Source organism: Pseudomonas sp. H26/SER47-MNA-CIBAN-0231 (assembly GCF_040310465.1).
In the GTDB taxonomy this organism is placed as follows: Bacteria; Pseudomonadota; Gammaproteobacteria; order Pseudomonadales; family Pseudomonadaceae; genus Aquipseudomonas; species Aquipseudomonas atacamensis.
Genome location: NZ_JBEOPW010000051.1, coordinates 1 through 455, shown reverse-complemented (window position 1 = coordinate 455; position 455 = coordinate 1). Strand labels below are relative to the sequence as shown.

Here is a 455-nt window from a genome sequence, read left to right as displayed (position 1 = left end):
CTGCACGAAGGCAAGCAGCCGCAAGTGCTCGAAGAGTCGGTGACCAGCGACACCACCGCGCTGAAAGACGATTTCCACCAGGGCTACCGCAACCGCTTCCAGGCCACGCCGTGGGACGTACCCAACCGCCCGCCGCTGCGCCACCCGAAACCGCGCATCCTCGGCAGCCAGAGCGCCGTGGTCACCGGCCCGAAAGGCGAAGAAATCCACTGCGACGAATACGGCCGGGTCAAAGTCCAGTTTCACTGGGACCGCGAAGGCCAGGCCGACGACAAGACCAGCTGCTGGCTGCGCGTCTCCTCCGCCTGGGCCGGCGCCCAGTACGGCGGCATCGCCATCCCGCGCATCGGCATGGAAGTGCTGGTCACCTTCCTTGAGGGCGACCCCGATCAACCGCTGATCAGCGGCTGCCTGTACCACAAGGAAAACACCGTCCCCTATCCACTGCCGGCGAA

Annotated in this window: 1 protein-coding gene; it reads left to right on the top strand. The window is 65.9% G+C overall.

What is annotated here, in order from left to right:
- A partial coding sequence (tssI, locus tag AAEZ10_RS27195) for a type VI secretion system tip protein TssI/VgrG (protein ID WP_350571775.1) occupies positions 1 to 455 on the top strand: 455 nt, incomplete at both ends.